This is a genomic window from Streptococcus xiaochunlingii, from assembly GCF_006385805.1.
Lineage (GTDB): Bacteria > Bacillota > Bacilli > Lactobacillales > Streptococcaceae > Streptococcus > Streptococcus xiaochunlingii.
The window spans coordinates 1426543-1445406 of sequence record NZ_VFSG01000001.1 but is presented as its reverse complement, the minus strand read 5'-3'; the positions used below and the strand labels follow the sequence as shown (position 1 = coordinate 1445406).

At 38.7% G+C, this 18864-nt stretch carries 17 protein-coding genes, 2 tRNA genes and 1 other annotated feature; of the genes, 12 read left to right on the top strand and 7 right to left on the bottom strand.

Annotated elements, in window-relative coordinates; all coding sequences use genetic code 11:
• The first annotated feature begins 10 nt into the window (after positions 1 to 10).
• Both FJR71_RS07185 and FJR71_RS07180 read left to right on the top strand, forming a co-directional pair.
• A tRNA-Glu gene (locus FJR71_RS07185) sits at positions 11 to 82 on the top strand.
• Positions 83 to 90: 8 nt separating this feature from the next.
• Positions 91 to 164: transfer RNA gene (locus FJR71_RS07180), tRNA-Asn, on the top strand.
• Between the two features lie 82 nt (positions 165 to 246).
• Here the strand turns inward: FJR71_RS07180 and FJR71_RS07175 are convergent.
• Complete coding sequence (locus tag FJR71_RS07175) at positions 247 to 2835, bottom strand: YfhO family protein (protein ID WP_140814422.1); 2589 nt, start codon at positions 2833 to 2835, stop codon at positions 247 to 249.
• Between the two features lie 62 nt (positions 2836 to 2897).
• Positions 2898 to 4520: an ATP-binding cassette domain-containing protein gene (locus tag FJR71_RS07170; protein ID WP_006595336.1), complete on the bottom strand. Its 1623-nt coding sequence runs from the start codon at positions 4518 to 4520 to the stop codon at positions 2898 to 2900.
• Positions 4521 to 4663: 143 nt separating this feature from the next.
• Positions 4664 to 4889 (top strand) — a binding site (T-box leader).
• A gap of 51 nt (positions 4890 to 4940) precedes the next feature.
• On the opposite strand from FJR71_RS07170, the gene trpS reads away from it, so the two are divergent.
• Entirely contained in the window at positions 4941 to 5966 is a 1026-nt protein-coding gene (trpS, locus tag FJR71_RS07165) for a tryptophan--tRNA ligase (protein ID WP_048691007.1), read from the top strand.
• A gap of 166 nt (positions 5967 to 6132) precedes the next feature.
• Positions 6133 to 7614: an IMP dehydrogenase gene (guaB, locus tag FJR71_RS07160; protein ID WP_048691005.1), complete on the top strand. Its 1482-nt coding sequence runs from the start codon at positions 6133 to 6135 to the stop codon at positions 7612 to 7614.
• 80 nt (positions 7615 to 7694) lie between these two features.
• Here the strand turns inward: guaB and recF are convergent, their stop codons facing one another.
• Positions 7695 to 8783: a DNA replication/repair protein RecF gene (recF, locus tag FJR71_RS07155; RefSeq protein ID WP_140814421.1), complete on the bottom strand. Its 1089-nt coding sequence runs from the start codon at positions 8781 to 8783 to the stop codon at positions 7695 to 7697.
• A 1-nt stretch (position 8784) separates the two neighbouring features.
• Complete coding sequence (gene yaaA / locus FJR71_RS07150) at positions 8785 to 9156, bottom strand: S4 domain-containing protein YaaA (protein ID WP_048691002.1); 372 nt, start codon at positions 9154 to 9156, stop codon at positions 8785 to 8787.
• A gap of 152 nt (positions 9157 to 9308) precedes the next feature.
• Here yaaA and yfmF point away from each other — a divergent pair, with 152 nt between their 5' ends.
• From yfmF to FJR71_RS07115, 7 genes are all read left to right on the top strand, one after another.
• Complete coding sequence (gene yfmF / locus FJR71_RS07145) at positions 9309 to 10559, top strand: EF-P 5-aminopentanol modification-associated protein YfmF (RefSeq protein WP_140814420.1); 1251 nt, start codon at positions 9309 to 9311, stop codon at positions 10557 to 10559.
• A complete protein-coding gene (yfmH, locus tag FJR71_RS07140; protein ID WP_140814419.1) occupies positions 10556 to 11842 on the top strand; it encodes an EF-P 5-aminopentanol modification-associated protein YfmH in 1287 nt (428 codons plus the stop codon). Before yfmF ends, yfmH begins: the two co-directional genes overlap by 4 nt.
• Before the next feature lie 96 nt (positions 11843 to 11938).
• On the top strand, positions 11939 to 12478 hold the full coding sequence (gene pgsA / locus FJR71_RS07135; protein WP_006595343.1) for a CDP-diacylglycerol--glycerol-3-phosphate 3-phosphatidyltransferase: 540 nt from the start codon (positions 11939 to 11941) through the stop codon (positions 12476 to 12478).
• Positions 12479 to 13306, top strand: a complete 828-nt coding sequence (locus FJR71_RS07130; protein WP_048690997.1) for an energy-coupling factor ABC transporter ATP-binding protein — start codon at positions 12479 to 12481, stop codon at positions 13304 to 13306.
• Positions 13291 to 14133: an energy-coupling factor ABC transporter ATP-binding protein gene (locus FJR71_RS07125; protein WP_048690995.1), complete on the top strand. Its 843-nt coding sequence runs from the start codon at positions 13291 to 13293 to the stop codon at positions 14131 to 14133. The genes FJR71_RS07130 and FJR71_RS07125 overlap by 16 nt, the downstream gene beginning before the upstream one ends.
• Positions 14126 to 14920, top strand: a complete 795-nt coding sequence (locus tag FJR71_RS07120; protein ID WP_048690994.1) for an energy-coupling factor transporter transmembrane component T family protein — start codon at positions 14126 to 14128, stop codon at positions 14918 to 14920. The genes FJR71_RS07125 and FJR71_RS07120 overlap by 8 nt, the downstream gene beginning before the upstream one ends.
• Positions 14921 to 15091: 171 nt before the next feature.
• Positions 15092 to 15730: a LysM peptidoglycan-binding domain-containing protein gene (locus FJR71_RS07115; RefSeq protein WP_140814418.1), complete on the top strand. Its 639-nt coding sequence runs from the start codon at positions 15092 to 15094 to the stop codon at positions 15728 to 15730.
• A 166-nt stretch (positions 15731 to 15896) separates the two neighbouring features.
• On the opposite strand, the gene FJR71_RS07110 is transcribed toward FJR71_RS07115, so the two are convergent.
• Genes FJR71_RS07110 through sdaAB form a run of 3 tightly spaced genes read right to left on the bottom strand, consistent with a single transcriptional unit; the run spans position 15897 to position 18080 of the window.
• Positions 15897 to 16523 carry an HAD hydrolase-like protein gene (locus tag FJR71_RS07110; RefSeq protein WP_061564529.1) on the bottom strand — a complete coding sequence of 209 codons (627 nt, stop codon included), beginning with the start codon at positions 16521 to 16523 and terminating at the stop codon, positions 15897 to 15899.
• 3 nt (positions 16524 to 16526) lie between these two features.
• Positions 16527 to 17399, bottom strand: coding sequence for an L-serine ammonia-lyase, iron-sulfur-dependent, subunit alpha (gene sdaAA, locus FJR71_RS07105; protein WP_061564528.1), 873 nt, complete (start codon positions 17397 to 17399; stop codon positions 16527 to 16529).
• A 9-nt stretch (positions 17400 to 17408) separates the two neighbouring features.
• The gene (gene sdaAB, locus FJR71_RS07100) at positions 17409 to 18080 is read right to left on the bottom strand and encodes an L-serine ammonia-lyase, iron-sulfur-dependent subunit beta (RefSeq protein WP_023024775.1); all 672 of its coding nucleotides are present in this window, start codon (positions 18078 to 18080) and stop codon (positions 17409 to 17411) included.
• Positions 18081 to 18310: 230 nt separating this feature from the next.
• Here sdaAB and apf point away from each other — a divergent pair, with 230 nt between their 5' ends.
• Positions 18311 to 18838, top strand: coding sequence for an aggregation-promoting factor (apf, locus tag FJR71_RS07095; RefSeq protein ID WP_140814417.1), 528 nt, complete (start codon positions 18311 to 18313; stop codon positions 18836 to 18838).
• Positions 18839 to 18864 lie beyond the last annotated feature (26 nt).

The window sequence follows — 18864 nt, the reverse complement described above, 5'->3', positions numbered from 1 at the left end:
TTAATGACATGGTCCGTTGGTCAAGGGGTTAAGACACCGCCTTTTCACGGCGGTAACACGGGTTCGAATCCCGTACGGACTATATCTCATTCCGCCATAGCTCAGTTGGTAGTAGCGCATGACTGTTAATCATGATGTCGTAGGTTCGAGTCCTACTGGCGGAGCTAAACTAGCATCCTAAGGGATGCTTTTTTTTGTATAAAATAAGAGCCCCTTCCAACTTAAGGGGCTCTTTATGATGCAAATTTACTGATTTTTTGAGGATTGAGATTTATTTCGAATAGCATTGTAGCAAGCGAAGGAAAGAATTCCGAGTAGGAAAGCGATGGTTCCTTCTTTTAACCCATGTGGAACGAAATGTAGAACAACTTGTCCTTTTCCTTTAGGGACATCAACAGCCATAAATCCTTTTTGAGCCCTTCGAATAGGGACAGGTTGATTATTGATCGTCGCTGTCCACCCTTTATCATAAGGAAGGGTGAAAAAGAGACTTGTATGGTGGTCTGCTGAAAAATCTGCAGTAACGGTATTTCCTTTGGTTTGCACATGAACTTCTTGTTGGTGCAACCTTTCAAAGGCTTCCTGGTAGGCTTGAAGGTTCAAAGCAAAAAATTCTGGAGTTTGGAAGGTTACTGTAGAATTTTCAGGGAAGGCAATTCGAACCTTAACAGTTTCTCCTGCTGTAAAGTGACCAATGGTGAAGAATGGAAATACATTGTCTGTTGTATAGCGGTTGACTTGGCCATTCGTAATGATCTCCACATCGGTATAATCTTCATTCTCAAATTCTAAAGAAGGAAGGTTTACATAAAGTTGACTATCGTTTTGAACATAGAGCTCATATTCGATACTGGCATAAGTCAGAAAACTATCTGCTTCAACTTTGGCCTTTTGAGGTCCTTGAGAAGGATCGTCTGCACCAGTTTTCAGTGGATGTAATCGCTGATAGTAAGTCAACGATTGACCCGTTAGATGATTGAGAAAGTTCTTTTGGTTATCTAAGGTTAGATTAGAAAATGGGATATCCTTGTAGGGACTTGCGGTTAGAAATGCTAGTGAAAGAGCTTTTTCATTTTGATACAAGGTCTGATTTCCTTGCGTTTCCAATTTATGAAAAGCAAACTTTTGGGGATTCCTATCTGAAATATTGTATTTGATCCCGAACAGACTATCCATTAGTAATGTATTGTTTTGATAGCGCAAGTTCAAGTTGGTTCCATCTGATTTAAAACCGAGTTTGTCTAGGGTCGAACTGGTATCTGTATTTCTGACAGATGAAAACTGGGAGATCCCTCTAAAATTATATTTCATACTATCATTACCTGTTTGAGATTGGAGAATCTCTGTTCGGTAAAAATTTTGATCATCCTGTAAACTTGATGTCAATTTATCAATTGCTGGAATCTTTCCTTGGTAAGAAGAACGAGTTGCAAATACCCATTCATTTGCAATCCCATCGATCTGATAATAGCTGTTTATACTAATTTCAAACAAACAGAAGAAGAGAATAACAGCAGAAAAAATTGGATAAGAAAGTTTACGAACTGTAAAGGCAAGTGTCACAGTAAAGAATACAAGAAGGAATTCTAGTGTCAAGACAAAATGACTGCTTGTTAAGAAAGAATAATGCTTGCGATAGAGAAAGGTGAGGATAAATCCAATGCTAACTAAACTGAAAGTTAGGCAGAGTCGTTGCCAATTGATTTCTTTTAACCGATTTAGTGCTTCTGCCGCCATGAACAAAATAGTCAATGAAAAAAGCCAGGCATAACGGTGAAGAAACATATTAGGAGCATGCATACCTTGCCAGAATAAATCCAGAGCTTGTAAATAGAAACTTGCAATAAGAATGACTAATAAAGTCAAATAAGCTAGTTTCACGTGAAACCGAATCGATTTGACAAAGAAAAATAGAAAGGCAAGTAAGAATGGAAATAGACCAACATAGATCATAGGGATAGCCCCATATTTTGTTGTATCAAAACTACCAATTAAATTCTTTGCAAAAACGTCTAAGTACCAACTATTTTCTGTAAAGGTTCTTGTAATCTTTGTAAAGTTTTCCCCATGAGTTCGTAAATCCAATATGGTGGGGTAAATCATGATCAAGCTAGTGACCCCTGCTAAAATTGACACAATTGTAAAGTCAAAGAAAGAAGATCTTCTTTCTTTAAAGTCCCAGGAAAGCTGAGTAAAAAACCATAAAGTCAAGAAGAGAGCCATCATAAATCCAAAATAATAATTTTGGATAAAGAGGATGGTCAGACTTGTAAAGTAGAGAACGCGCTTCTTTTGAGTCATTAAACGGTGTAAACCTAAGAGAATGAGCGGAGCCAAAATGAAGACATCGAGCCAGGTTTTGATTTCAATCTGACTGATGGAGAAGCTCATTAACGCAAACAAAGTTGACAGTGAAAGAATCAATAATTGTTGCAGTTTAGGATAAATTTCCTTAATGGAATAATAAGTTGACAACCCAATCAAGCCTATTTTTATTAGTGTAAAGAGATAGACGGAATCAACCATGGATAAACTGTCAAAGAAGAAGACAAAGGGAGATAGAAAACTTCCTAAGTAATAGCTGGAAAGAGCGTAGAAATTTAAGCCGAGCCCACTTGTAAAGCTGTAAAGGAGGCTGTCGGTCCCGTGCAAAATATTTCGTAAAGTAACGTCGAAAATAACGTATTGATGAAAGCCATCACCTAATAAAGGAGAAGTTTCACTCCCCCAATAAATACCCTGACTGAGGTAGACGAAAAATAAGATTGTAAAGGGAAGTAAAAAAGCTGTAAAGTAAACAATGATGGGGTGTGATAGATATTTTTTAAATTTCATATAGTCTATTGAAATACCCTGAAACAAAGGTTCCAGGGTTTTTGATTTTTTGGAGCGATTTCTTAGTCTTTCCAAAGTTCTTTAACTTTTGCTTGAACTTCTTGGTTTTCTAAGAATTCATCATAGGTTTCATCAATCCGGTCAATGACACCATTTTTTGAAAGAACAATGATATGGTTGGCAAGAGTTTGAATAAACTCATGGTCGTGACTGGCAAAGATGATTGATTCTTTGAAGTTTTTCAATCCATCGTTCAAGCTTGAAATAGATTCCAAATCCAAGTGATTTGTAGGATCGTCAAGTACAAGAACATTTGATTTCAAAAGCATGAGTTTTGAAAGCATCACGCGCACTTTTTCTCCCCCTGACAAGACGTTGACAGGCTTGTTAACCTCGTCTCCAGAAAAGAGCATGCGTCCGAGGAAACCACGAAGGAAGGTATTGTCATCTTCTTCTTTACTTGCGAATTGACGGAGCCAGTCAAGAATTGACTCACCACCTGCAAAGTCAGCTGAATTGTCTTTTGGTAAGTAAGAGCGGCTAGTTGTGACTCCCCACTTGACAGTTCCTTCATATTCGATTTCGCCCATAATGGCGCGGATCAAGGCAGTGGTTTGGATGTCGTTTTGTCCGATAAGAGCTGTCTTGTCACCTGGACGTAAGATGAAGCTGATGTTGTCAAGAATAGTTTCACCGTCAATCTTTACAGATAAATTCTCTACTGTCAACAGATCATTCCCAATTTCTCGTTCCGCTTTAAAGCTGATAAATGGGTATTTTCGACTAGATGGAACAATTTCTTCTAACTGAATCTTGTCAAGCATCTTTTTACGTGACGTTGCCTGTTTTGATTTTGACGCATTGGCAGAGAAACGAGCCACAAATTCTTGTAATTGTTTGATTTTTTCTTCTGCTTTGGCATTACGGTCTGCTAACAACTTGGCAGCCAGTTCAGATGATTCTTTCCAGAAATCATAGTTACCGACATAGAGTTTGATTTTTCCAAAGTCCAGGTCGGCCATGTGGGTACATACTTTATTCAAGAAGTGACGGTCGTGGGATACAACGATTACGGTATTCTCGAAATCAATCAAGAAGTCTTCTAACCAGGTAATGGATTGAATATCTAGACCGTTGGTTGGCTCGTCCAAAAGAAGGACGTCTGGTTTACCAAAGAGAGCTTTGGCTAGGAGGACTTTCACTTTATCTCCATTTGCTAGTTCACTCATATTTTGGTAGTGGAGCTCTTCTGGAATATTCAGATTTTGGAGAAGTTGTGAAGCTTCACTTTCCGCTTCCCAACCACCTAGTTCAGCGAATTCTCCTTCGAGTTCTGCTGCGCGGACACCGTCTTCATCTGAAAAATCTTCCTTCATATAAATAGCATCTTTTTCCTTCATGATGCTATAAAGTTTTTCATTCCCCATGATAACGACATCAATGGCACGCTCATCTTCGTAGTCAAAGTGATTTTGACGAAGAACAGAAAGACGTTCGTCTGGTCCAAGAGAAATATGACCAGTTGTCGGTTCAATATCCCCAGCTAAGATTTTTAAAAAGGTTGATTTTCCAGCACCATTGGCCCCAATCAAACCATAGGTATTTCCTTCTGTAAATTTGATGTTGACATCATCAAAAAGTTTACGATCACTAAAACGTAGTGAGACGTCTGTAACTGTTAACACGTATAGTTCTCCTCTTTTTCTGTCTATATAAGCCTATTTTACTAGAAAACGCTTGATTTTTCAATGAATACCCTTATGCATTGGAGGAAGTCATTTAGTCTGTAGAAAAGGGTGAAGAGCTTGACTTTCCTTTGATGTCATTATATAATGAAAAGCAATCAGAAGAGTAATTTGTATTCGTTTTTTAGAGAGCTTATGGTCGCTGAAAATAAGCAACGAAACAGAATGAAATGGACTGATGTTCAAATAGAATCTTAACCAATAGAGATTCGGCTAGCAGGCCTTATGTGCAGCTCATTTGTGATGAGTCAGAGATAACAGCATATGCTGTTCTAAGTGAGGTGGCACCGTGTCTCAGACGCCCTCGCATAGTTTTTGCTATGCGTGGGCTTTTATTTTGTACTTCAGGGAGGAAGAAAAATGACCAAGCCGATTATTTTAACTGGAGATCGCCCGACTGGGAAGCTCCATATTGGACACTATGTCGGTTCGTTGAAGAATCGAGTTCTTATGCAAAATGAAGACAAGTACCAGATGTTTGTCTTTTTAGCCGATCAGCAAGCCCTAACGGATCATGCTAAAGATCCGCAAACCATTGTTGAGTCTATTGGAAATGTTGCTCTAGATTATTTAGCAGCTGGCTTAGATCCAAAGAAATCAACTATTTTTATTCAAAGTCAAATCCCTGAGTTAGCGGAATTGACCATGTATTACATGAATTTGGTCTCTGTTTCACGTTTGGAACGAAACCCAACCGTTAAGACAGAAATTGCCCAAAAAGGATTCGGAGAGTCTATTCCATCTGGTTTCTTGGTTTATCCTGTTTCCCAAGCTGCAGATATTACCGCTTTTAAAGCCAATCTCGTGCCTGTTGGAACTGACCAAAAGCCCATGATTGAGCAAACTCGTGAAATTGTTCGTTCCTTTAATCATGCGTATCATTGCGATGTCTTGGTTGAACCGGAAGGAATTTTCCCAGAAAATGAGGCCGCGGGTCGTTTGCCTGGCTTGGATGGGAATGCTAAGATGTCTAAATCTCTTGGAAATGGTATCTATTTAGCGGATGATATGGACACCTTGAAGAAAAAGGTCATGAGTATGTACACAGATCCTGAGCATATTCGTGTCGAAGATCCAGGAAAAATCGAAGGAAATATGGTTTTCCATTATTTAGATGTGTTTGGAAAAGAAGAAGACCAGGCGACCATTCAAGAAATGAAAGACCATTACCAACGGGGTGGTTTAGGAGATGTTAAAACCAAACGCTATTTGTTAGAGATTCTTGAAAGAGAGTTGGGACCTATTCGCGAACGACGGATTGAATTTGCTAAAGATATGGGACAAGTTTATGATATGCTTCAAAAAGGTAGTGAAGTAGCGCGTTCGGTTGCAGCAGAAACCCTTGATCAAGTCAAATCTGCTATGGGCTTAAACTATTTCAAGTAAGCTCTTGATATTGAGATGATTCAATAAAAAAATGATTCAAAAGAGGTTCCAACACCTCTTTTTGAAATATTGTACAAATGATTGACAAATTATCTTAGAATGGTATGATATTATCAATCAAAAAAGACGAGCTTGGCTCAAAAAGAAAGAAAAGAGGAAAATGGGAATGTCAAATTGGGACACTAAATTTTTGAAAAAAGGTTATACCTTCGATGATGTATTGCTCATTCCAGCTGAAAGTCATGTATTACCAAACGATGCAGATCTTCGTACAAAATTGGCGGATAACCTTGTGTTGAATATCCCAATCATCACAGCTGCGATGGATACAGTTACTGAAAGCCAAATGGCTATTGCCATTGCCCGTGCTGGAGGACTTGGGGTTATTCATAAAAATATGTCCATTGCCCAACAAGCAGATGAAGTTCGTAAAGTAAAACGCTCTGAAAACGGCGTTATCATTGACCCATTTTTCTTAACACCTGAACATACCATTGCTGAGGCAGACGAACTTATGGGACGTTACCGGATCAGTGGTGTTCCTGTGGTTGAAACCTTGGAAAATCGTAAACTAGTTGGGATTTTGACCAACCGCGATTTACGTTTTATTTCTGATTATGATCAACCAATTTCAAATCATATGACTAGCGAGAATCTAGTAACTGCACCAGTTGGTACAGATTTAGAAACAGCTGAACGAATCCTTCAAGAACACCGTATTGAAAAATTACCATTGGTGGATGAAAATGGTCGTTTGTCAGGTTTGATTACCATTAAGGATATTGAAAAAGTTATTGAGTTTCCAAATGCAGCAAAAGATGAATTTGGTCGTCTTTTAGTAGCAGGTGCTGTCGGAGTTACATCTGACACTTTTGAGCGTGCGGAAGCCTTGTTTGAAGCTGGTGCGGATGCTATTGTCATCGATACAGCCCATGGTCATTCTGCAGGTGTTCTTCGCAAAATCGCTGAAATTCGCGCTCATTTCCCAGATCGCACCTTGATTGCAGGTAATATTGCTACAGCTGAGGGAGCGCGTGCTCTCTATGATGCAGGTGTTGACGTGGTTAAGGTAGGGATTGGACCTGGTTCAATCTGTACAACTCGTGTGATTGCTGGTGTCGGAGTTCCTCAAGTTACAGCGATCTATGACGCAGCTGCTGTTGCGCGTGAATATGGAAAAACAATCATTGCTGACGGTGGGATCAAGTATTCTGGAGATATTGTAAAAGCCCTTGCTGCTGGTGGTCATGCAGTCATGCTTGGATCTATGTTTGCAGGAACAGATGAAGCACCAGGTGAAACTGAAATTTTCCAAGGACGTAAGTTCAAGACTTATCGTGGTATGGGATCTATTGCGGCAATGAAGAAAGGTTCAAGCGACCGCTACTTCCAAGGTTCTGTTAATGAAGCCAACAAATTGGTTCCAGAAGGAATCGAAGGTCGGGTTGCTTATAAGGGTTCAGCAGCCGATATCGTCTTCCAAATGATTGGTGGTATCCGTTCTGGTATGGGCTATGTTGGAGCTGCCAACCTTCAAGAATTGCACGAAAATGCACAATTTGTTGAAATGTCTGGGGCAGGTTTGAAAGAAAGCCACCCACACGATGTCCAAATTACCAATGAAGCACCAAACTACTCCGTTCAATAAAAAATAAAAGTGTGAAATCATAAGATTTCACACTTTTATTATGTCAAAAAGTTGTCAATAAAAATTGACAACCTTGTTAATTATTCGTCAATGTGACCTGAGTAAATATTAAAGATTTTTAAGTCTTCAGGCAAGTCTTTTAGGTGATCTAAGGTAGTAGTTGTGATAAATGTTTGGATGTCACGAGAGATAACTTCTAGTAAATGTAGTTGACGATTGTTGTCAAGTTCACTCATAACATCGTCTAAGAGTAAAATCGGCTTTTCATTTGTCAAGGATTCAATTAATGAAATCTCTGCCAATTTTAAGGAAAGAACAACACTGCGGTGCTGCCCTTGGCTACCAAAAGTCGCATTCATATCATTGATGTAAAAGCTAATATCATCTCGGTGAGGACCAACACTGGTTGTTTTTTTGATGAGATCTTTTGTCCGATTTTCTCGAAGCAAGGTGATAAAGGTTTGGCGAAGTGTTTCCTCATCTTGAAAAGGAATGGAGGAATCATACCGAATAGATAGTTTTTCAGTTTGATTGGAAATTTCAAAATGTTTCTCTTGCCCAAAGTCTTCTAATTTTTTAAGAAAATCTTTCCGATGGATGCAGACCCGGCTACCATAATCTGCTAATTGCTCATCCAAAACATCTAAAAAGGTTGGGTCTACGGTAGTTGCCGTTTTTAAGTAACTGTTTCGTTGCTTTAAAACATGATGATAGGCTGTTAAATCTGATAGATAGACGGGTTTCATCTGGCCTAAATCAATATCAATAAACTTGCGGCGAAGAGCGGGTGAGCCTTTAACAAGTTGTAAATCCTCTGGAGCAAAGAGAACCACATTCATGTTACCGATATAGGTTGATAACTTGCTTTGTTTTAAGTAGTTCACTTTAGTGACTCGTCCTTTTGAGGATAAGGAAATTTCTAAAGGGATTGAGCCGGTTTTTTTTTCTAAGATCCCTGAAACAGTAAATTGTTCCTCTTGAAAATGAATTAAATCTTTATCGGAACGGGTCCGATGGCTGCGGGTCAAGGCTAAAAAGTAGATGGATTCGAGGAGATTGGTTTTTCCTTGAGCATTTTGGCCTAAGAAAATATTCAAACCAGAGTGGAATTGAAGATCTACTTCTTTATAATTTCGAAATTTCTGAATGTGTATGGATTTAAGCCACATATTATGTTCCTGGGAAACGAACAGGCTTCCGCTTATTCTCTTCTTTTTTAGGTTTAGAATCTTTTTTTTGTTTTTGTTCTTTGTTTAATTTCTTCACTAATTGAGCAACGCGTTCTTTTTCCAGCTTGTCCGCTTGATAGTCTTCAATCTCTTCTGGACTAGGTTCTGTCAGTGTTATGACTTCCTTCTCACCAATTACTTCGATTGTATCTCCGACTCGTAACTTACGTCCTCTTCTGGTTTCCACTTCTCCATTGACCTCTACTTGATTTTCGTGTAAAAAGGCTTTGATAGCTCCACCGCTTTGGATGATTCCCAGTTCTTTAAATAGGGCTTGTAGTGTGATAAATTCATCAAAAAGTTTATAGTTCATAGTTCACCTCAATGATAGTTATTATACCACAAAAGGATGAAAAACCTAAAATAGGGCGAGTCAGTGTAAACGTTTTTTAATCTGTCTGGGAAAGATTTTACTGGGATTTCATGATATAATGAAGAGTAATATTTGTTAGAACGAGGATGACGATGGAATTAGTTACTGGTGTTCGAATCCATTTTATGAAATCAGAAAAATTTAAGACCAATGAGATAAAAGTGCGGTTCTCGGCCCCTCTTTCTGAAGAAACAATAGCAGGACGAGTTCTAGCCTCACGCATGATCGAAACAGCCAATCAACTTTACCCAACTTCACAGAAATTTAGAGAGCAGTTGGCGAACTTGTATGGGGCAAATTTTTCTACTTCTGTTTCAAAACGCGGTCAAATGCACTACATTGATATTAATTTATCTTATGTCCGTGATGCTTTTTTGAGCAAGAAAAATGTCTTGACAGATCAGATGTTGGATTTATTAGAGGTATCTCTGAATGCTCCTCTTGCAGAAAACGGGTGCTTTCATTCAGAAACTTTTTCAGTAGAGAAAAAAAATCTCGTTACAGAACTAGAAGCAGAAATTGAAAATCATTTTTATTATGCTCACCAACAATTGAATCGTTTGTTTTATGATCAAGCTGATATGAAACTAAGTAAGTATGGAAGTGTCCAGCAGATTCAGAATGAGGATGAAGGGTCAGCTTATCAAGCATTTCAAGAAATGCTTCAAACAAATCTGATTGACTTTTTCTTTATGGGTGATTTCAATGAACTAGCGGTCATTGAAAAGATTAGTGAATTTGGTTTACAACCTCGTAAATCTCATGTCAATCTTTTTTATGCCCAATCTTTTTCAAACGTTGTCAGAGAAGGACTCGAACAAAGAGATACTCATCAATCTATTTTAGAGTTGGGTTATCATTTTCCTGTTCAGTATGGAGAGAAAGAGCATTTTGCTTTGATTGTTTTAAATGGTTTACTGGGGGCTTTCTCTCATTCAAAATTGTTTACAGTCATTCGAGAAAAAGAAGGATTGGCTTATACGATCTCTAGCCATTTTGATATTTTTTCTCATTTTATGCGGATCTATGCAGGGATTGATCGGAAAAATAGAACCCGGATCATGACTCTGATGAGCCGTCAAGTGAGTGACTTGAAGAGAGGGAAGTTTACAAGTGAAGAGTTGCGCTTGACAAAAGAAATGATTATAAATGCTGCAAAATTGTCGCAGGATCGACCTGGCACCTTAATTGAAAGATCTTATTTACAATCTACTTTAGGAAAACAGTTCTTGTCAATTGATGATTGGATCCAAGCCATTCAACTGGTGACGAAAGAAGAAATTATGGCTGTTGCAAAATCGCTCAAATTACAAGCGGTCTATTTTATGGAAGGAAGAGAATGATAAAGAAAGATTTGGAGAAAATAGATTATCCAGCTGTTGGAGAATGTGTTTATCAGACAAGTCTCCAAAATGGATTGAAGTTATATTTAATTCCAAAGGCGGATTTTAATGAAAGCTATGCAATCATTTCTACTAAATTCGGTTCTATTGACACAAGATTTACAGTGGATGGAGTAGAGGGAATAAAAGAATTTCCAGCAGGGATTGCACATTTTCTTGAACATAAATTATTTGAAGATCAAGACTGTCAAGATTATTTACAGCATTTTGTAAAGCTGGGAGCTGAAAGTAATGCCTTTACTAGCTTTACACAAACTAGCTATCTCTTTTCGACCACCTCGAATATCAATGAAAATCTGAGATTGTTACTGGAGATGACACAATCTCTTCATCTCTCAAAGGATTCTCTAAAGAAGGAACAATTGATTATTCAACAAGAAATCGAAATGTACCAAGATAGTCCTGACTACCAATTATTCTTTAGGGCGTTGGCAAATCTTTATCCAGATACACCCTTGGCCCAAGATATTGCAGGTACTGTATCTTCTCTCGCTCAAATTGATGAAGAAAGTTTACAGGAAAATTTCGATTATTTTTACCAACCATCCAATATGCATCTAGTGGTTGTCGGAAATTTTGATCTTGACAGTCTTGTTAACCTTGTTTCTGAATTTGAGATGAAGATTTCTTCAAGTCCTCTTCCTCATATCTCACCCGTGGACTTAAATCCAGTTGTTCAAAATGAGACAAGTCGGATGGAAGTTGCTTCACCGAAATTAGCAATTGGAATTCGTGGAAGAAATCAGATTCCTCCTCTTTACCAGTATCGCTATAAGATTATCCTCAAATTATTGTTTGCAATGATGTTTGGATGGACATCTAAACGATTTCAGTCACTTTATGAAGTTGGTAAACTTGACAACTCCTTGACACTAGAAATTGAAGTAGAGTCTTCGTTTCACTTTGTGATGTTAACGATGGACACTTCAGAACCTGTTAGTATATCCCATCAGTTCAGAACGGCCATTAAGAATTTTGAGAAAGATCCTGATGTGACTCAAGAGCATTTGGATACGATTAAAAGTGAAATGTTTGGAGATTTTCTACACGGTTTGAATTCCTTGGATTATATTGCGACTCAATTTAATCCAATTGAGACAGGTGAAAATCTATTTGATCTTCCAAAAATTTTACAGAGTATTTCTTTACAAGATGTTGTAAAGGTTGGGCGAGATTTTGTCAACGCTTGTGATATGACGGACTTTATCATTTTCCCTAAATAACGGGAAAAAAGTGGAATGATGTTTTTGTCGAATTAAAACGACGTCTATTTTGTCAAATAGATGTAAATGATCATGTAAACTAGTAAGGAGACTAGAATGAAAAAAGAAAATATCCCAAATGCCTTAACACTGATTCGAATTGTGTTTATTCCTATTTTTATTTTGATGCTAATATTTGGTAAAGGTTATGGTTGGCATGTAGCAGCAGCTATTGTCTTTGCAGTTGCTAGTATCACCGATTATTTGGACGGTTATTTAGCTCGTAAATGGAAAGTTGTTAGTAACTTTGGGAAATTTGCGGATCCCATGGCTGATAAGCTTCTTGTCATGTCTGCCTTTATCATGATGATTGAATTAAAGATGGTTCCAGCCTGGATTACAGCAGTTATTATTTGCCGTGAATTAGCCGTAACTGGCCTCCGTCTGTTATTGGTTGAAACAGGAGGAGTTGTTTTGCCAGCAGCTATGCCTGGAAAAATTAAAACCTTCTCACAAATGTTTGCCATTATTTTCCTTCTCTTCCATTGGGATTTATTGGGTCAAATTACGCTTTATGTTGCGCTAATCTTTACAGTCTACTCTGGATATGAATACTTTAAAGGCAGTGCCTACCTCTTTAAAGATACCTTTAGATAAATGAATAATATTATAGAAGTTCGAAATCTTACATTTAAATACCAAAAAACAGACGAGAACCATCAGTTAAATGATACATCGTTTCACGTGAAACATGGTGAATGGTTATCCATTATTGGACATAACGGAAGTGGTAAATCAACAGTGGTCCGCTTGATTGATGGCTTGTTGGAACCGGAATCTGGTCAAATCTATATTTCCGGAGATTTGTTAACTCCTGAAAATGTTTGGGATAAACGTAGTGAGATTGGCATGGTTTTCCAGAATCCAGATAACCAGTTTGTTGGAGCTACAGTTGAAGATGATGTGGCGTTTGGGTTGGAGAACCAAGGAATTCCAAGAGATGAAATGGTGCAACGAGTAGACGAAGCTTTGAAGATGGTCCGCATGGATGAGTTCAAAGATCGAGAACCCGCTAGATTATCCGGTGGACAAAAGCAACGAGTGGCCATTGCTGGAATTATTGCTTTACGACCTAAAATCATCATTTTAGATGAAGCAACCAGTATGTTGGATCCTGAAGGGCGTCTAGAACTAATTCGTACGGTTCGAGAAGTCAAAGAACGATATGGGTTAACCGTTATTTCTATTACCCATGATTTAGAGGAAGTTTCCCTAAGTGATCGGGTTATTCTCTTTGAAAAAGGAAAAGCGACCTTGGATCTGACTCCAAGAGAACTCTTTTCTCGAGATGATCTAGATGAAATTGGATTAGAAGAACCTTTCGCTAATCGATTGCGTAGCATGTTACATCAAAAAGGTTTTCCAGTTGGAGAAACCTATCAGACTGAAGGAGAGCTAGAGAAACTATTATGGGAATTGCTTTAAAACAGCTTAGTTATACCTATCAAGAAGGTACTCCTTTTGAAGGAGCGGCTCTTTTTGATGTGAATATAGAAATCCCAAGCGGTTCTTATACAGCTCTAATTGGGCATACTGGAAGTGGAAAATCAACCATCCTCCAATTATTAAATGGTTTGCTTTTGCCCAGTCGAGGGGAAGTGCAAATGAATGATATGCGCATTAGTTCTGAGTCTTCTCAAAAAGAGCTAAAGGATCTTCGGAAAAAAGTGGGTCTCGTCTTTCAATTTCCAGAAAGTCAACTATTTGCTGAGACTGTTGTAAAAGATGTCGCATTTGGGCCTCAAAATTTTGGAGTAGACCAAGAATCAGCTGAGAGCATTGCTAAGGAAAAATTACGCTTAGTCGGTCTTTCTGAAGAGTTGTTTGAACGGAGTCCCTTTGAATTGTCTGGAGGGCAAATGAGACGGGTCGCTATTGCAGGCATTTTAGCGATGGAACCTGAAATTTTGGTCTTGGACGAGCCGACAGCTGGTTTGGATCCGTCAGGTAGACGGGAATTAATGAAGCTATTTGCGTCACTTCATCAAGCTGGGATGACCATCGTTCTTGTTAGTCATTCTATGGAAGATGTGGCAGAATACGCAAATCTTGTTTATGTTTTGGAAAAAGGACGAATGGTGAGGTCTGGGCATCCAAGGGATGTATTTCAGGATGTAGAAGGATTAGAAAACATACAATTAGGTGTACCGAAAGTGACGAAATTTGCTTGGCGCTTGCGCCAAAAAGGACTATCTTTGCCAACTTTACCAATCACTTTACAGGAGTTTAAGGAGTTAATTGGACATGAATAGCATGATTTTAGGACGATATGTACCAGGTAATTCCATTCTCCATCGTATGGATCCAAGGGCAAAGTTACTAGGACTTTTCTTACTAATTATTATTTTGTTTTGGGCCAATAATGTGATGACGAATGCCCTGTTGTTTTTGTTGGCCTTTGCGTTGATTTTGAGTGCCAAGATCCCCTTCCGCTTTTTTATTAATGGCCTGAAATCGATGGTCTTTATCATTGCTTTCACCACACTCTTTCAGTTGTTTGCGACGACTGGCGGTAAGACATTATTTCAATTTTATTTTTTGACTGTAACGGATAAAGGACTTGCTCAAGCTGGTGTGATCTTTTGTCGTTTTATTCTCATTGTTGTATTTTCAACGATTTTAACACTGACAACAACGCCCTTAAGCTTAGCAGATGCCGTAGAAAAGTTGTTAACTCCATTTAAAATCATCAAAGTTCCTGCTCATGAAATTGGACTCATGTTGTCTATGAGCCTTCGTTTTGTCCCCACTCTAATGGATGATACGATTCGCATTATGAATGCACAGAGAGCTAGAGGGGTTGATTTTGGAGAAGGGAATCTCCTTCAGAAGATCCGCTCTTTTATACCGATTTTAATTCCCTTGTTTGCATCAAGTTTTAAACGTGCAGATGCTCTTGCAATTGCCATGGAGGCAAGAGGTTATAAAAGTGGAGAGGGAAGAAGCCGTTATAGGCAGTTAAAATGGCAATTTTTAGATAGTGTAGCTATTCTGTCTGTAGTAGCAGTTGGTGCTATCATTTTTTGGTTGAAATATTAGAATACCACCACTACATATAGGGGAATTTTTCTAAAAAAATGAAGAAAAACGCTATTTATAGCGTTTTTTGCATGAAAAATACATGATTTTGTAACCTTTGTAACATAAATTATAACTAACTGTAACATTTAATGTGTAAGATAGTATTATGTTCGAAAGGAGAATGTATTGATGAACACAAAAAAAGTCCAATGGACATTAACTTCTATTATCTCAGCTCTTTCACTTTTTGTTTCTGGTGTGGTAGTGAATGCTGAAACATATGAAGTAAAATATGGTGATACTTTATCAGAAATTGCGATTAAGAATAACACTACTATCGAAAAACTTGTTGAATTGAATCAAATCAGCAACCAAGATTTGATCCATGCAGGTCAAATTATTGAGTTGGGTGAACGTTCAAAATCATTGATTAATAAAGTAAATACTGCCACAGTAAGTCAAGAACCAGTAGCCGAAGCTTCTACAAATCAAGTAGTAGCAGAAACAACAACTACTGCCACTTATAATGTAGCACCTGTTGTTACGAATTCTGGAAATGGTATTGTACTTGCAAATGGGAATACTGCTGGAGAAGTTGGATCCTATGCAGCGGCTCGTATGGCTGAAATGACAGGAGTTCCTGCATCAACTTGGGAAGCTATTATTGCACGTGAATCAAATGGTCAAGTGAACGCAGCAAATCCATCTGGAGCTAGTGGTCTTTTCCAAACAATGCCAGGTTGGGGTTCAACTGCTACAGTTGATGATCAAATCCAAGCAGCTTATAATGCCTATTCAAACCAAGGGCTTTCAGCTTGGGGATACTAAAAAAGAGGTTAAACCCTCTTTTTATTTTGTTTCTTACCTTGACAAGGATTGGAAAGAGCTGTAAAGAAAAATGATTTTGTTAGTCAACCTTAGTGAACCATGGATGCTCTTACCCATACGTGATTTCATACATAAAAGAGGTTTACAAATTTGTAAACCTCTTTTATTAACTTAAATGAGTGAGTAAAGCTAGGGGGGAATCTACGATGGTATCGGGAGTTTCCTCTTTTAATTGCTCTAGGGGTGCAAATCCCCAACTGACTGCAATTGTGTGAATACCAATGGTTTTTCCCCCAATGATGTCAAATTTAGTATCCCCAACGATGCAAGCTTCCTCTTTTGGAATTTGATGGTCCACCAGTACACGCTGAATGATATCAGCTTTGTGCATGAATCCTGGGATAGAACCATAAATCCCATCAAAGTAATCATTAATTCCTAGTGAATGGGCTATTTCAAGACTCACTTCTTGATTTTTAGAGGTAGTGATGAATAGGTGATAACCCAATTCCTTCAATTGCTGAAGGAGTTCTCTGATACCTGGGTAGAGATAGGTTTGTTGTTGGCCGGTTTCTTTGTAATAGGTGCGATAGATTTCTACAGCTTTTGTGACAAGTTCTTTTGGAAGATGGTTTGTAAATGTAACTTCGAGTGGAGGGCCCATAAAGGTTCGAATAGTCTCTTTATCAGGAGCAGGAACTCCTAGTACCTTGAAAGTGTGTAGAAAGGTGGTCTCAATACCTTGGGAACTATCGACTAAAGTCCCATCCAAGTCGAAAAATATGTACTTCATAGATTAGTCTCCAAATATTTCTTGCTGTAGTCGTTTCCCAGTTGGAGTCGCTGCCAGACCACCTTCGGCCGTTTCTCTAAAGGCAGTTGGTAGGCTTGATCCGACCTGGTACATAGCATCGATGACTTCATCAACAGGGATTTTGGATTCAATTCCTGCTAGAGCCATATCTGCTGCAATATAGGCATAGCTTGCACCCATTGCATTTCGTTTGACACAAGGAACCTCTACCAGTCCTGCAACGGGATCACAAATTAAGCCTAGCATATTTTTAATGACGAAACAAATGGCTTGACTAGCTTGGTAGGGACTTCCTCCCGCTGCTAGAGTTAAAGCTGCTGCGCTCATAGCAGAGGCTGACCCAACCTCAGCTTGACAGCCTCCCTCGGCTCCTGAAATCGATGCATTGTTGGCAATAACCAGACCAAAGGCTCCTGCCGCCAATAAGAACTCTAATTGTTGGTGTTCATCTAACTGTAGTTTCTCAATCGCTGAAGTGAGAACAGCGGGTAAGCAACCGGCTGATCCAGCAGTGGGAGTAGCACAGACTAAGCCCATTTTTGCATTGTGTTCGTTGACAGCAATAGCATTTTTGGCTGCGGTTAGGACAGTATAGTCGGAGAGGGCTTTTCCAGATCGAATATAGCGATCCAATTTTGCAGCATCTCCTCCGGTCAAGCCACTTCTAGAAAGTTGGTCATTGAGTCCAAGATGAACGGATTCTTTCATGACCTCAAGGTTTCGTGTCATAAGAGACAGAACTTCTTCGCGCTCGCGACCAGTTAGTTCAAACTCAGTTGCAATCATTAATTCTGCGACATTTCCTTCATAGTGGAGGGTCGCTTGCTCAACTAGTTCGGTAATGGAATAAAACATGGGGTCTCCTTATTGAAAGAAATTCACATTGTGTAAATGGGGAATTTGACGGATTAACTCAATAGCTTCGTCACAATTTCGAGAATCCACTTCAATAATCATAATAGCCTTTTCACCGGCTTTTTCACGGGTTACGTTCATTTGGGCGATATTGATATCATAGCGGGAAAGGGCTTCTGTCACATGGGCAATCATCCCAGGAACATCTTGGTGAACAATAATAATAGTTGGGGTGTTCATATTTAGAGAAATTGCAAAGCCATTTAACTCGGTGACTTGTATATTTCCCCCACCAATAGAAATTCCTGTGACGGAGATGGTTTTGTGTTCATTTTTCACCGTGATGGTCGTCGTATTTGGATGAGGCGCATTGCTCTCTTTTTGAATAGACCAGACGATTCGAATTCCTCTTTCATGAGCAATTTCAAGACTATTGGGGATTCTTGGATCATCTGTGTCCATCCCCAAAATACCAGCTACAAGGGCCAAGTCTGTCCCGTGGCCGCGATAGGTTTTGGCAAAGGAATTAAACAACTGAAATTCAACTTCTGTAGGATCCTCTCCAAAAATAGAAGAGACAATTTTTCCAATACGAACAGCTCCAGCAGTGTGGCTACTAGAAGGTCCAATCATAACCGGTCCAATAATATCAAATACGGATTGGAATTTAAGCGAATTCATCAGTCAGCTCCTTAGGGTTTCTTTTCTTTCATTATAACAAATCTAGGGCATGTTTTCTTCTATTTAAGAGGGAAATTTTGTTTTAAACTTAAAAGATACTTAAAACTAGTTTATTTGAGGTGTTTTTTATTCTTGCTAACATATTATTGAAACATTTGACGTGATTTCATAAAGTTTCTGAAACATTTCTTCTGTAAGATAAAGAACATATAGAAAAGGAGTGTAAAACCATGAATAAAAAAATATTTGTAAAACGTGTAATCGGACTGACCTTATTATCTGGAATGTTTATTCCCATCCTTGCCAGTGCAGAATCTTACACTGTAAAGTCAGGTGATACCTTATCAGCTATTGCTAAAGAGAAGAATACAACGGTTGATGCGATTGCTCAGAAAAATAAGATTGGCAACGTCAACCACATTACAGTTGGTCAAGTTCTAGAGATTGAAGATGAGAAGACAACAACTAATACTACAGAGCAAGCTACCACTAGTAAAGCAACAACTACGGTATCTGCCTCAGATGGCTTGAGTGCCGAAGATGTAGCGGCTAAAGAATGGATTGCCCAGAAAGAATCAAGTGGCAGTTATACAGCACAAAATGGCCAATACTATGGTCGTTACCAGTTATCCCTTTCTTATTTAAACGGTGACTTGTCACCAGAAAACCAGGAAAAAGTAGCCAATCAATATGTTGTCAACCGATATGGATCATGGTCGGCGGCTAAAAACTTCTGGCTGGCTAATGGCTGGTATTAAAGTAGATGAAAGAGTTCAGCAATTGG

Bases quoted from the DNA above. Each gene is read 5' to 3' on its own strand.
- FJR71_RS07175 (WP_140814422.1), bottom strand. From the start codon at position 2,835: ATGAAATTTAAAAAATATCTATCACACCCCATCATTGTTTACTTTACA.
- trpS (WP_048691007.1), top strand. From the start codon at position 4,941: ATGACCAAGCCGATTATTTTAACTGGAGATCGCCCGACTGGGAAGCTC.
- guaB (WP_048691005.1), top strand. From the start codon at position 6,133: ATGTCAAATTGGGACACTAAATTTTTGAAAAAAGGTTATACCTTCGAT.
- recF (WP_140814421.1), bottom strand. From the start codon at position 8,783: ATGTGGCTTAAATCCATACACATTCAGAAATTTCGAAATTATAAAGAA.
- yaaA (WP_048691002.1), bottom strand. From the start codon at position 9,156: ATGAACTATAAACTTTTTGATGAATTTATCACACTACAAGCCCTATTT.
- yfmF (WP_140814420.1), top strand. From the start codon at position 9,309: ATGGAATTAGTTACTGGTGTTCGAATCCATTTTATGAAATCAGAAAAA.
- yfmH (WP_140814419.1), top strand. From the start codon at position 10,556: ATGATAAAGAAAGATTTGGAGAAAATAGATTATCCAGCTGTTGGAGAA.
- pgsA (WP_006595343.1), top strand. From the start codon at position 11,939: ATGAAAAAAGAAAATATCCCAAATGCCTTAACACTGATTCGAATTGTG.
- FJR71_RS07130 (WP_048690997.1), top strand. From the start codon at position 12,479: ATGAATAATATTATAGAAGTTCGAAATCTTACATTTAAATACCAAAAA.
- FJR71_RS07125 (WP_048690995.1), top strand. From the start codon at position 13,291: ATGGGAATTGCTTTAAAACAGCTTAGTTATACCTATCAAGAAGGTACT.
- FJR71_RS07120 (WP_048690994.1), top strand. From the start codon at position 14,126: ATGAATAGCATGATTTTAGGACGATATGTACCAGGTAATTCCATTCTC.
- FJR71_RS07115 (WP_140814418.1), top strand. From the start codon at position 15,092: ATGAACACAAAAAAAGTCCAATGGACATTAACTTCTATTATCTCAGCT.
- FJR71_RS07110 (WP_061564529.1), bottom strand. From the start codon at position 16,523: ATGAAGTACATATTTTTCGACTTGGATGGGACTTTAGTCGATAGTTCC.
- sdaAA (WP_061564528.1), bottom strand. From the start codon at position 17,399: ATGTTTTATTCCATTACCGAACTAGTTGAGCAAGCGACCCTCCACTAT.
- sdaAB (WP_023024775.1), bottom strand. From the start codon at position 18,080: ATGAATTCGCTTAAATTCCAATCCGTATTTGATATTATTGGACCGGTT.
- apf (WP_140814417.1), top strand. From the start codon at position 18,311: ATGAATAAAAAAATATTTGTAAAACGTGTAATCGGACTGACCTTATTA.